A 12,581-nucleotide genomic window follows, 5' to 3' on the forward strand; every position below is an offset into this window, starting at 1 on the left:
CTTCCCAGAGGCCCCGGCATGTCTGCAGGTGATGCGGCAGGAGTACCGGCCGGCGCGTCGTCGGCTCGGGCCACTCCACCGCAGCCGAACGGCGGCCGGGGACCGTTCGAGGGCCGGATGTTGCTCGACGCGGCGCCGGACCTGCTGCTGGCGCTGCTCGACGACGGGCACGTGGCCTACGCATCGAGGGATCGTCTGCACTCGATGGGCCTGAAGGACGAGGATGTGCTGGGGCGTCGGCTCGCCGAGCTCGTCCATCCGGAGGACGCCCCCCGCATCGAAGCCGACCACGCTGAGCTGCTCGACGGCGCAACGACGCGGGTCATGACGACCGCCCGCCTCAGGGTCGGCGGCGACGGCTACCACTCCGTCGAGCTGAGCAGCGCCGTGACGAGCGACGACGGGCACAAGACCATCGTGGTCTCCGTACGGGAGCGCTCGATGCCCATCCCGCCCGCGGACGGGACGAGCGTGGGTGCGTCGGACCCGCTCACCGGGCTGCCGAATCGCACGGTGCTGCTGGATCGTGCCCAGCATGCGATCACCAGGCTGATGCGGTCCGGCGGACTGCTCCTCGTGGCGCTGGTGGACCTCGACGAGTTCAAGGTCGTCAACGACGCCCTCGGCCACGCCGTCGGGGACGAGGTGCTTCGGCGCATGGCCAAGCGCCTCAAGAAGGTCCTTCGCCCCGAGGACACCCTGGCCCGCATCGGCGGGGACGAGTTCGCGGTCGTGGCCGAGGACCTGGTCGACCCCCGCGACGCAACGGAGTTCGCCGACCGGTTGATCGCCGTCGGCCAGAAGCCGATGCAGATCGATGGGGCGTGGGTCTCGTGCACGCTCAGCCTCGGGGTCACGCTGACCAGTGATCCGACGCTCAACGCGGCAACGGTGATCAGCCAAGCCGACACGGCGATGTACCGGGCCAAGGAGCTCGGACGCAACCGGTGGGTCGAGTTCGACACCCACCTGCGGCGAATCCAGGTCGGCCGCGCCCACACCCAGCACCTCCTGCGGCAGGCGCTGTCCACCGACGGCGTACGTGTGGTCTACCAACCCATCGTCGACCTTTCCGACGGCGAGACGGTGGCCGTGGAGGCGTTCGCCCGGCTCTGGGACCCCAACACCCGACACGAGCGGCGAGCCGAGCAGTTCATCGGCGTTGCCGAGTCCGTCGGCCTCATGCCAGCGGTGGACACCGTCGTGACGAACACGGCGCTGGCACGGGCTCGGCGGTGGCGGGAGCTGTTCGGCACCGGTTCCCGGCACTGCCTCGTGCTGAACGTCAACGTCCACCACTTCGCCGACCACCGGTTCGTCCCCCGGATGCTGGAGGCGCTCGAGGCAGCGGAGATGCCCTGCGATGCCCTGCACCTCGACGTCGCCGAACGACGGCTCGAGATCCGCTCGCCTGCGGTCACGCGGGGGCTGGAGCAACTGCACGACAGCGGTGTGCACCTCGGGTTGGACGACTTCGGGGGCAGCACGGGTGCGCTGAACACCGTCTGGGAGCTGCCGCTGGAGTACGTGAAGCTGGATCCAGCGTTGGTCCGTGGACTCGGATCGGAGGCGCAGCTCCGCGACGTCGTGGGCGCCCTCATCGAGCTGTTCCACGCTCGCGGGCTCCTCGTCGTGGCGGAGGGTGTGGAGACCGCTGGACAGCTCGACACCCTGATATCGGCGGGCTGCGACCGGGCGCAGGGTCATCTCGTCGGTCGGCCGGGGACGGCTGTCGAGCTCGAGACACGGCTGCTCGCGGGGACGGCCCCCGGCTGAGCGGCACACGATGTGGGGGTGGGGCGGTCCGTTCGGTTGACGGGCGGACCGCCTCCCCACCTCCGCAGCGGCCTGCGGAGGTGGGGAGGCGCACTACGATGTGCGCGATGTCACGCGGTATCCACGAAGGGAACAGGCCAATGCTGGGGGAAACGAGCAGTCGACGTGCGCGGTGGGCGCCTGTCATCACGGTGATGGCGATGGTGTGCAGCCTGCTGGCCGCGCCGGCGTCGGCCCAGGAATCAGCCGACCCGACGGAGCCCGACCGCCCGGCATCCAGCTTCGCGGCCTATCCGGGCCCATCGGTCAGCCTGTCGGGCATCAGCTTCGATGCGGTCCCGGTCGACCGGGTCGCCGGCGCCACCCGCTACGGCACCGCCGTCGAGGCCAGCCAGCGCGGCTGGCCCGAGGGCGCACGGCACGTCATCGTCGCCCCCGGTGAGACCTGGAACGAGGCGCTCCCCGCGGCGTCCCTCGCCGGTGTCCTGCGCGCCCCGATGCTCCTCGCCGGTCCCGCTGGCCTCGATGCCGACACCGTGGCCGAGCTCGAGCGCCTGGCGCCGGAGACCATCACCGTCGTCGGCACGCTGCCCGACAGCGTCGCCGACGCCGCCAACGAGGTCGCCGACGAGGTCACCACGATCGTCGCGCAGGACGTGCACGCCACCTCCGCGGCCCTGGCCCGTGCCGCCGACGAGGCCGGCGCCGCCGACACGCTGATCGTGGCATCCGCCCTTTCGTTCGCCGACTCCCTGTCGGCCAGCGCCCTGGCGACCGGCCTGCGGATGCCGCTGGTCCTGGTCGGGACCGAGGGCTTCGACGGCTGGGTCCGTGACCAGCGCGACGCCCTCGACGCCGACGACGTGATCGTCATCGGTGGCGAGGCGGTCGTCCCCGACGCCGTGGTCGCCCAGGTCGACAACGTCACCCGCCTTGCCGGGTCCAACCGGTACGGCACCGCCCTGGCAGTCGCCAACCACCTGCGGGCCTCCGGCCTCGACGGTCCGCCCGTCGTCGCCAGCGGGACCACGTTCGCCGACGGCCTGACCGGTGGCGTCCTCGCGGGCATCTCCAACCGTGCCCCGCTGCTGCTGACCGACCCGATGTCGATTCCCGACGAGGTCGCCCAGTGGCTGGCCGCAGACGGGACCGAGTGGGTGCGGGTCATGGGTGGCGACGCCGCGGTGTCGACCGTCGTGCAGTGCCAGCTCGGACAGGGGAACACCCGCAGCTTCTACTGCGTGGAGGAGGAGCTGACCCGGATGGGCTACCACGTGGGACCCGTCGACGGGCAGCCCGACGCCCAGACCGTCTGGATGACGTTCGCCATGCAGAGCGTCAACGGCATGGCCAACACCGGCGACTTCGGCGAAGCCGAGTTCCTCGCGATGCTGGACCGTGCGTGGCTGGAGCCGCGCCGTCCCGACCTCGAACCGGACCACATGGAGATCGACATCGGTCGGCAGCTGGTCCTCGTCGTCCGTGACGGTCGCGTGCAGCACGTCGTGCACACCTCCACCGGCAAGTCCTCCACCCCCACGGTGATCGGGACCTGGCGGGTCTACGAGATGCGCAACTACCGCCAGACGCGCAACAACATGTACCGGCCGGTGTTCTTCCACCGCGGCTACGCCTTCCACGGCTACCCCTCGGTCCCGACGTACGCGGCCAGCGCCGGCTGCGCCCGCGTCTACGACGGCGACATGGACTTCCTGTGGGAGTTCCTCTACATCGGCGAACAGGTGACCACGTACCACTAGGACGCGGTCGCAAAACGTGAAGCCCCCTGAACCCCTCGACGAAACCCGTCGGGGGGTTCAGTTCGTTGGATGGCTGCCGATTGCGAGGGTGACGGGTTTCCCGGTCCGCAGCGACGACGAAGGAGGTTGGCGGCAGTGGCCCTCCACTCGACGTCCGGCCCAGGGCCGTCGCCCACGCGCGCGCAGCGTGCCGCACGCCTCGCCGCGCAGCCCTACAACCGAGCCCGGCATCTCGACCGGATCCTCGAGCAGCGCCAGGTCCGATCGATCTACCAGCCGATCGTCGACCTCTCCACCGGCGAGACTATCGCCTTCGAGGCGCTGGCGCGCGGCCCGGCGGGAACGCCGATGGAACGTCCCGACCTGTTGTTCGGGACGGCTCGCGACCTCGGCCTCGTGCAGGAGCTCGACTGGATCTGCCGTGCGACCGCGATGGACACCGCCATGCAGGCCGGGTTCGGCACGGCGCTCACCCTGTTCATCAACGTCGAACCCGACGTGGCGGCGACCCGGGCCCCCGAGGACCTCTACTTCACCTTCAAGCGTGCACAGCAGGACCTGCGGATCGTCCTGGAGGTCACCGAACGTGCGCTGCTGGAGCGTCCCGCCGAGCTGCTCCACTGGCTGAGCTACGCGCGCAAGCGCTGGTGGGGAGTTGCCCTCGACGACGTCGGCGCGACCTCGGAGAGCCTGGCGCTCCTGCCGTTCGTCCGACCCGATGTCGTCAAGCTGAACGCCCACCTGGTTCGCAACGTCCACGACGACGAGGACAAGCGTGTGCTCGAGGCCGTGCACGAGTACGCCCAGCGGACCGGCGCGCTCGTCCTCTCCGAAGGGATCGAGGAGCCCGAGGACGCCGAACGGGCCACCCACGAGCTGGGTGCCCAGCTCGGGCAGGGCTGGTTGTTCGGACGGCCCGGTGACCTTCCGGCGAAGCTGCCGCGGCCTCGACGGGTCGTCCCGCTGCTCGCGCCTCCACCGACCACCACGGCAGAGTCGCCATGGAGCATCGTGTCGGCGGGGGCGCAGGAACAGACCCTCCCGGAAGCTGCCGTGCGTCGTCGTTTCGCCCAGGTCGAGCAGGCCGCGATGTTCTCTCGCGAGGCGCCGGTCGTGCTGGCCAGCTTCCCTCCGGGCGAGGGACCCTGGGGCACCCCTGAGGAACGCCTCTCCCGGTTGCGCAGTCAGGCCTGCTTCTGCGGCGCCGTGGGGCTTGACCTCGCCTCGTCCACCGACCGGGGGTGGCAGACCAGCCCGCTGCCCCACGGCGAGGAGATGAACAACGAGTGGGTCCTGCTGAGCATCGCGCCACATCAGGCTGCGGTCGTCGTGGCCTTCGACGCCGACGAGGTGGACGGCAGCGGCCATCGGCTGCTGGAGGTCTGCTGGTCGCAGGAACGTGACGTGGTCTCTGCGGTCGCGGAGTTCCTGATGCGCCGGCTGTCGTCCCCTGTGGTCGACCTCGACGGCCGACTCGTCATCTGACTGCCTCTCCAGGCCGTCAGGCCGTCCGTGCGGCCGCTGCCTCGAGCGAGGCGATCACGTCGTCGAGCGGGACCGCCCGGCCGAACAGGTAGCCCTGTGCACGGGTGCACCCCAGCTGCTCGAGGGCCCGTCGCTGGGCGTCGGTCGACACGCCCTCGGCCACCACCTGGAGGTCCAGCGCAGCCGCCATCCCGAGGACCGCGCGCACGACTCCGGAATCGGCATCGTGGCCGTCGAGGTCCTCCACGAACCCGCGATCGATCTTGACGGTCGTGAAGGGGAACCGCTTGAGGTTGGTGAGGGCGGAGTAGCCGGTGCCGAAGTCGTCCATCGCCAGGCGCACGCCCTGCCGACGGAGTTCGCCCATCGTTTCCTGCGCTGCAGAGGACTGCTCGACCAGGACGCTCTCGGTCAGCTCGATCATCAAGCGGTCGGCCGGGATGTCGGAGGCCACGAGCGCCTCGTGCACGACGTGGCCGAAACCATGTCGGCGCAGCTGCAGGCCCGAGACGTTGACCGACACGAACAGGTCGTCGTTGCCGTCGGTTCGGTGGAGCAGGTGGGCGAGGTCGGTACAGGCCCGTTGCACGACCCACTCGCCGAGGGGATAGATCAGCCCCGACTCCTCGGCCACTGTGATGACCTCCAGCGGGGTCGGGCGCCGCACGAGGGTTGGGTGCGTGGACCCGCCCAGCGTGTCTCCGGTCCAGCGGAGGAGCGCCTCGAACCCCAGCGTCCTGCCGCTGACGAGGTCAACGATCGGCTGGTAGTGCAGCTCCAGGCGGTCCTGCTCGAGGGCTCGTCGCAGCGCTCCCTCCAGGGACAGCCGGGTGGCAGTGGACGCCGCCCACGACCCGTCGTAGACGACGAAGCCGTTGCGGCCCTGCTCCTTCGCCCGGTACATCGCCGTGTCCGCTTCGCGCAGCAACGAGACCGGCGTGTCCTCGGCGGTGGTGTGCAGGGCCACGCCGATGCTGGCGTGGGCCGACACCTCGTGGGCGCCCAGCGGGACGGTGGCGTCGAGTGCATCACAGATGTCTCCGGCGATCGCCACCGCCTCGACGCTGCCGCCGACGTCCTCGCACAGGATCACGAACTCGTCGCCGCCGAGTCGGGCCACGGTCCCTCGATCGGCCACCACTCGGCGAAGCCGTTCGGCCACGGCCACCAGTAGCTTGTCGCCGGCCTGGTGGCCGAGGCTGTCGTTGATGACCTTGAAGTGGTCGAGGTCGAGGAAGAGCACTGCCGCACGTCCGGGGGCCCGCTGCGTGGTGACGACCTCGAGTCGGTCGATGAGCTGCTGTCGGTTCGGCAGGCCGGTCAGCTGGTCGTGGGTGGCCTGGTGCACCAGCGCTTCCCTGGCCTGTTGCTGATCGGTGACGTCGCGATAGTTGACGACCACCGAGGCGACGGCCTCGTTGTCGAGCTGGTTGACCAGCGAGTACTCGATCCAGCGAGCTGCGCCCCCCGTGGGCGCCAGCCGTGTCGTGCCCCGCATGCGGGCGTCCGGAACGGCGACGCACTGCTGGAACTCGTCCACGAACCGCTCGAGGTCGCGCGGGTCGACCTCCTCGAACAGGCTTCGGTCGCGCATCTGGTCGATGCCCCGTCCCGTCACCGAGCCGGTGTTGCCGCTGCCCCAGCGCACGATGCCGTCCCGGTCGGCCAACAACGTGCCGTCGAAGGCGTGCTCGACCAGGGAGCGGTACCGAGCCTCCTTCCGGGTGATCTCGGACTTGGCGTCCTCACGGGCTCGCAACGTCAGGCCGATACGAGCGACGAGCAGCACCACGACCACACCGCTTGCCGACATGCCGGGGATGTCCACCTCGGGGGCGGGCAGGACTCCGAGGGCGGCCAGGAACAGGCCGACGCACAGCACCGACACGCCGACACCGACAACCACGATCGGAGGCCAGATCCGGGGGTCCCGGTCCCGAGGTGCGCTGGCGAGCATCGATGGGTGCCGGGTCGCGGCTGCGATCGCGGCGAACGCGACGGCCATCGTGATCCGCGTGATCGGCGCGGACTGCCAGGCGTGGTCGAACTCCAGGCCCCGGTAGATGGCCGCACTCGATCCGCCGGTGATCGCGGCGATCGCGAAGAGTCCCAGGCTGGGCGACCAGGCGCCGGGGGACATGGCCTTGGCCACGAGCAGGCCGAACACCAGGACCGACAGGGTCCAGAACGCCGTCGAGGCCAGGGCGCTGAACTCCAGGAACCCGTTGCGTTCCACCTGCGGGAGGATGACGGTGTACCAGCCCACGTAGGCCACGCCCACGGTGATGATGGCCGCATCGAGGAGGGCCTCGCGGTCGAGGTGGGCCTGACCCGAGGCCACCATGCGGCGTGCGCCACTGACCACGAACGGCCAGCCGATCATGCCGACGGCGGTCCCCACGGGCTTGCCCCAGTGTCCGGGTCCGACGAGGAGCAGGTCGAGGGCGACGATGACCTCGCCGACGCAGTAGACGCTGAAGCCGGCCGCGACGTGGTGCCAGCCCGCGGACCGCGGGGGATCGTTGTGGCGGATCCCGCCCCACACGCTCAGGGGGGCGACGATCGCGATGACCAGTACCCAGGGGAGGTGCCACGACGGGGGGAGTCGGCTGTGCAGGACGGCAGCGGACACCAGGAGGACGACCCCCATGGGGAGCCTCGCGGCGGTCATCGTCCGGGTTCGTCGCACGTCTGTGCTGTCATCGACACCTCCGCGTCTCTCGTGAGCACACCCTTCGCCCCGAACGGTCCCGAGTTGGTCGCCCAGGGTGCGGTGGCGGACGTGGGCCACACGGACAGCGGCGGAGGCTTGCGATTGCGCGTAGGCTCCTCCGGGAGTCGGATGCGATGTCGTTCGGCTCGTTACACAAACGGTTGACCGGAAGTGTCAACCACTGACAGAAGCGATTAATGTGACAACTGGTACCGTTAAGTTCTTCAACGCCGAAAAGGGTTTCGGCTTCATCGCCCCGGACGGAGGCGGCGAAGACCTCTTCGTGCACTTCTCCAACATCCAGGTTTCCGGCTTCAAGACCCTCGACGAGGGTCAGAAGGTCGAGTTCGAGATCGGCCAGGGCCGCAAGGGTGACGAGGCGCAGCAGGTCAAGCCGGTCTAGCCCCACACCCGTGTCGCCGCCCGTCTCGGGCAGCAACGCACATCGAGGTCGACCTTCTGGTCGGCCTCGAGTCAGTTTTCGACCTTTCGTCCCGGCGTCGGTCCCATCCAGACGACGCCCGGCGTAGGCTCCGCGGATCATGAGTGACGACCTGGATCTCGAGCTGGCTGGCCGTATCGACGAGCTGCAGCGAACCATCAGGGCCCACGATGCGGCCGCCGCGGATGTCCGCAGCGCTGCCGATCAGTCGGCTGCAGCGCTCTCACAGCGCATTCGCGGCGCGGTGATCGACGCGTGGGAGCCGGTCGTCAACACCATGACGAGCCGTGGGTACTCGGCCCAGATGGAGCTGACGGAGTCACCGGGGGCACTGCTGCGCCTCAGGGTCGCACGGACCGCCCCCACCTCGACGCTCCTGGTCAGCCACGACCGACTGGCCCAGCAGATCGTCCTGACCGACGACCTGCGGCTGCCGGCCAGCAACAGCGAGCGGACCACCCGCAGCGTGGAGGTCCTGGACTTCAACGCCGGCTGGTTGGCCACCCGCACTCGTGAGACGGCCCTTCGGCTGGTCCAGGAGTGGAGCGCCAGCCGCTGAGTGCCCTCAGGCGAGGACGATCGTCCGTGCCTGTGCGAGCGGGACCGGACGGCTGTGCACGTATCCCTGGCTGGCGTCGCAACCGATGGATCGGGCGCGCTCGAGGCTGTCGAGGTCCTCGACCCCCTCGATGACGCTGTGCAGGCCGAGGGTGTCGCACACCCGAACGATCGCCTCGACGATCGACCACTGCGCCTCGCCGGCGTTGGTGATGAACGACCGGTCGATCTTCAGCTCGGTGAACGGCGAGTCCGTGAGGTGGGCCAACGAGGTGTATCCGGCGCCGAAGTCGTCGATGGCCAGCCGGACTCCCAGCCCGCGGAGGCGCCGCAACGCGGCCATGGCCGAACCGTGGTCCTCCAGGACCGAGGACTCGGTGACCTCGATGCAGAGGCGGTCGGGAGGGACGCCGGTCACCTCGAGCTGTTGCTGGACGAACTCGACGAAGTCGGGGGCGGCGATCTCCGCGACGGCATGGTTGACCGAGATCGGAAGGTCGCTACCGGCCCAGTCGCGCAGGGCCCGGCTGAGGACCCAGCGGCCCATGGGGATGATCAGGCCGGTTTCCTCGGCAGCGGACAGGAACTCGTCGGGGGACAGGAACCCGAGGGTGGGGTGTTGCCACCGGACGAGCGTCTCCACACCGCACGGCCGGTCGTCGGCGGTCGCGAGCAGCGGCTGGTACACCACCCGGAGGCCATCGGTGGACGGCTCACCGGTCAACGACGCGGACATGATCGCGTCGTGCAGCTCGCGGGTGATGGCGTCGTGGCGGGCCACGTCGTCACGCAGGGCCTGGGTGAACACCTCTGCGCGTGCCCGTCCCCGCCCCTTCGCGCGGTACATCGCGGCGTCGGCGTCGCGCAGGAGCGACTCCGCAGTTGCGCTCGTTCCGGGGTCGGCGAAGGCCACCCCGATGCTGACGCCCACCGTCACCGCTGCCCCGTCGAGCATCACGCGCTGCTCGATGGCCTCGCTGATCCGGCTGATGACGACGTCGAGGTCGGCGTGGTCGGTCATGTCGGTGCAGACCACGACGAACTCGTCCCCGCCGAGTCGGGCCACCGTGTCGTGGGGGCGGACGACCTGGTCGAGGCGGCCGGCGAGCACCTTGAGCAGCTGGTCGCCGGCGGCGTGGCCATGGGTGTCGTTGACGTGCTTGAAGCGATCGAGGTCGAGGAACAGCACCGCGGTGGTCGTTCCCTCGCGCTGACCGGTGGCCAGGTCCTGGGCGAGTCGGTCCTGCAGGAGGGCACGGTTGGGAAGCCCCGTGAGGGAGTCGTGCAGGGCCATGTCGGCAAGGCGACGCTGGGTGGCCCGGCGTTCGGTGGTGTCCAGGATCTGGGTGACGAAGGACTGGGGGACCCCGTCGGCGTTCCGGAGGACCGACACGTGGACCTGCCCCCACCAGGACCGTCCGTCGGGCCGGACATAGCGCTTCTCGAGCGTGTTGGTGCCCTCCTCCGACAGCAAGCCGCGCATCAGCTCCCGGCCGGCGGCCACGTCGTCGGGGTGGGTCACGTCGAGGACGGACGATCCGAGGAGGTCCTCGACCGGGGTGTCCATGGCGCTGGCGAAGGCATGGTTGACCTGCGTCATCGTGCCCTCGAGGTCGGCGATGACCATGCCGATCGGGGCGTTGTCGAAGGCCAGGCGGAACCGCTCGCGGGTCTCGCCGAGCTGCACGTCCTGCAGGTACTCGTGGACCCAGCCGCCGATCAGGTCCGCCACCCTGCGCACGTAGTCGAAGTCGTGACGCTGGAATCGCTGTGCGCTCGGCTGGGCGGAGCTGAAGTTGACCGTGCCGTGGCGGGCGCCGCCGACGACCAGGGGCGCGCCGATGTAGCTCTCGAGCCCCCGGTCCCGGTAGCAGGGGTGTCCCGAATGGCTGGAGACGGCCGTGTGGTCGATGGCCACGACGTCATCGGCTGCCGCGGTCAACGAGCAGAACGTCGAACCGAGCTCGAACTCGGTCCCGACCGTGGGGTCGTCATCGGTGCTGGCGACGTGTTCGACGACGTACCGGGAGCCCTCGATGCGGGCAACGATGCCGAGGTCCATCCCGAGGTTGGCCCGGACGACGTCGAGGACCCGGGTGATGCGGTCGCCGATGTGCTGGATGCCCCCCGCGATCTCCAGCAGCTCGGCCAGCCGCCGGTTGTACCCGTGGGTGGCCTCGACGGCCTCGCGGTCCATCGCCGTCCTGATGCCGGACTGCAGCAGGTCCCGGTCGAGGTGGTCCTTGGGCAGGCTGACCTGGGCACCTGACTGGATGGCGAGGCGTTGCAGGGCGCCGGACTCCATGCCGCTGAGCAGCAGGATCGGCAGCCCGGGCGCGATCCGTCGGATCCTCCGGACCGCGTCGGCACCGTGTGCGTCCGGCAGGTGGACGTCCAGCAGGACACAGTCGTAGGCGGTCGACGTGATGCGGCGCAGCGCCGACGCCAGGTCGGCCTCACACTCCACGACGTACGTCCCGGACTCCTGCACGAGGGCCTTGGTGAGCGCGGCGGTGGCCCGGTCGTCCTCGACGAGGAGGACGCTTGTCGGCGACGCCTCCGACGGGAGCGGTTGCGTCTCGGTCACAGGGGGCATGTGCCGCTGATCGGCCCCCTGTCCTCGGACCTGAGCCGAGGGCGTTGCGAGGAGGTCCTCATCGTGATGATGATGCCTCGCGTCTGTATCGAGCGGAGTCGGGGGGATTCGAACCCCCGAGGGCATTGCTACCCAACTGCCATTCCAAGACAGCGCCATAGGCCGGACTAGGCGACGACTCCATTGCGGGCAGAACCCGCGGACGAGGCAGTATAGCGACTGTGCAGCGAACCGACGCATCCGAGGGGCTGTCCGGCCGGTCACGAGCGGTCCGGACCCGGGCTGGACTGGTCTGGATGCTGGTCCTGGCCCTCGTCGCGGTCGTGGTGTCGGGGCTTCCGTTGCCGGCCTTCACCGTGGTCCCGGGCGACGCGATCTCGTTGTCCGCCACCATGACCGTGGACGGGGTTCTGGCCGAGGACGTGCTGTCCGGGGACTTCCTGGTCACGACGATCGCCCTGGACGACGCCGACGTCGCCGATCTGGTCCGTTCGTGGGGCGACCCGGACACAAGGGTCGTGCCGCGGACGGCGTTCATGGCCGCCAGCGTGGACCAGGACGCCTTCGTCGCCGAGCAGCAGGCGCGGTTCCGCGCATCACTCGGGTTCGCGGCGGACATCGCGGCGGCCCTGACCGATCACGGCCCGGTGGTGGTGGATGTGGCCGATGACCGCGTCGGCGGACCCTCGGGAGGCCTCACCGCCAGCCTCGCGGCCTACGACGTGCTCGACGACGGCGACCTGGCTGCCGGCCGATCCATCGCCGCGACGGGTGAGGTCCTGCCCGACGGGACGGTGGTCGGTGTCGGCTCGGTCGCCGACAAGGTACGGGGCGCTGCGCGGGCCGGCGCCGCGGTGTTCCTCGTCCCGGCGGCGCAGGCCAGCGATGCCGGGACGGCGGTCCCCGATGGGTCGGGCATGCAGGTCATCGGCGTGGGCAGCGTCGCAGAGGCCGTGCAGCTGCTCTCGGCTCGGTGAGTCGGTCCGGTGGCCGCTATAGTGGTCGACCCCGCCGTGGATGACACGGACGGGTCCGAGGTCCCATGCGACGTCGCACCGTGAACCTGGTCAGGGCCGGAAGGCAGCAGCCATAAGCGGTCTGCGACGGGTGCCATGGCCAAGCCGCGGACTCGTCCGTGACACTCACGGCGGTGCTGCGTTCGGCGTCGGATCGCCCGTCCACAGTCGAGCCAGTCGGCCGGGGTGCGCGGTGTCACACCCACGAGTCAGACTCTGGAGTCCATCAGCCCAC

8 protein-coding genes, 1 tRNA gene and 1 other RNA gene are annotated in these 12,581 nt (G+C 70.0%); 7 read left to right on the forward strand and 3 right to left on the reverse strand.

All coding sequences use genetic code 11. The features are described 5' to 3' along the window. Positions 1-18 precede the first annotated feature (18 nt). From DVS28_RS02960 to DVS28_RS02970, 3 genes are all read left to right on the forward strand, one after another. Positions 19-1,776 carry a GGDEF domain-containing protein gene (locus DVS28_RS02960; RefSeq protein ID WP_114590131.1) on the forward strand — a complete coding sequence of 586 codons (1,758 nt, stop codon included), beginning with the start codon at positions 19-21 and terminating at the stop codon, positions 1,774-1,776. A 140-nt stretch (positions 1,777-1,916) separates the two neighbouring features. Beyond that, the gene (locus DVS28_RS02965) at positions 1,917-3,536 is read left to right on the forward strand and encodes a cell wall-binding repeat-containing protein (RefSeq protein WP_216826355.1); all 1,620 of its coding nucleotides are present in this window, start codon (positions 1,917-1,919) and stop codon (positions 3,534-3,536) included. Between the two features lie 135 nt (positions 3,537-3,671). Next, positions 3,672-5,021, forward strand: coding sequence for an EAL domain-containing protein (locus DVS28_RS02970; RefSeq protein WP_164709862.1), 1,350 nt, complete (start codon positions 3,672-3,674; stop codon positions 5,019-5,021). A gap of 16 nt (positions 5,022-5,037) precedes the next feature. Here the strand turns inward: DVS28_RS02970 and DVS28_RS02975 are convergent, their stop codons facing one another. Continuing rightward, entirely contained in the window at positions 5,038-7,692 is a 2,655-nt protein-coding gene (locus tag DVS28_RS02975; RefSeq protein ID WP_114590134.1) for a putative bifunctional diguanylate cyclase/phosphodiesterase, read from the reverse strand. Positions 7,693-7,933: 241 nt separating this feature from the next. Here DVS28_RS02975 and DVS28_RS02980 point away from each other — a divergent pair, with 241 nt between their 5' ends. Together DVS28_RS02980 and DVS28_RS02985 are read left to right on the forward strand one after the other, a co-directional pair. After that, positions 7,934-8,137, forward strand: coding sequence for a cold-shock protein (locus DVS28_RS02980; protein WP_108666619.1), 204 nt, complete (start codon positions 7,934-7,936; stop codon positions 8,135-8,137). A 139-nt stretch (positions 8,138-8,276) separates the two neighbouring features. Further along, a complete protein-coding gene (locus DVS28_RS02985) occupies positions 8,277-8,735 on the forward strand; it encodes a hypothetical protein (RefSeq protein ID WP_114590135.1) in 459 nt (152 codons plus the stop codon). A 6-nt stretch (positions 8,736-8,741) separates the two neighbouring features. On the opposite strand, the gene DVS28_RS02990 is transcribed toward DVS28_RS02985, so the two are convergent. Together DVS28_RS02990 and DVS28_RS02995 are read right to left on the reverse strand one after the other, a co-directional pair. Next, positions 8,742-11,321 carry an EAL domain-containing protein gene (locus DVS28_RS02990; RefSeq protein ID WP_216826356.1) on the reverse strand — a complete coding sequence of 860 codons (2,580 nt, stop codon included), beginning with the start codon at positions 11,319-11,321 and terminating at the stop codon, positions 8,742-8,744. Between the two features lie 102 nt (positions 11,322-11,423). Continuing rightward, positions 11,424-11,512: transfer RNA gene (locus DVS28_RS02995), tRNA-Ser, on the reverse strand. A 39-nt stretch (positions 11,513-11,551) separates the two neighbouring features. Between DVS28_RS02995 and DVS28_RS03000 the strand changes: the two genes are divergently transcribed. After that, positions 11,552-12,307: a S16 family serine protease gene (locus DVS28_RS03000; protein ID WP_114590137.1), complete on the forward strand. Its 756-nt coding sequence runs from the start codon at positions 11,552-11,554 to the stop codon at positions 12,305-12,307. Between the two features lie 54 nt (positions 12,308-12,361). Next, positions 12,362-12,461, forward strand: an RNA gene (gene ffs / locus DVS28_RS03005) — signal recognition particle sRNA small type. Positions 12,462-12,581: the final 120 nt, after the last annotated feature.

Origin of the sequence: Euzebya pacifica (assembly GCF_003344865.1) — a bacterium.
Taxonomy (GTDB): Bacteria; Actinomycetota; Nitriliruptoria; order Euzebyales; family Euzebyaceae; genus Euzebya; species Euzebya pacifica.

What these genes read in the sequence shown, in the direction of transcription:
- DVS28_RS02960 (WP_114590131.1), top strand. Translation starts at nt 19, where the DNA reads ATGTCTGCAGGTGATGCGGCAGGAGTACCGGCCGGCGCGTCGTCGGCT.
- DVS28_RS02965 (WP_216826355.1), top strand. Translation starts at nt 1,917, where the DNA reads ATGCTGGGGGAAACGAGCAGTCGACGTGCGCGGTGGGCGCCTGTCATC.
- DVS28_RS02975 (WP_114590134.1), bottom strand. Translation starts at nt 7,692, where the DNA reads ATGACCGCCGCGAGGCTCCCCATGGGGGTCGTCCTCCTGGTGTCCGCT.
- DVS28_RS02985 (WP_114590135.1), top strand. Translation starts at nt 8,277, where the DNA reads ATGAGTGACGACCTGGATCTCGAGCTGGCTGGCCGTATCGACGAGCTG.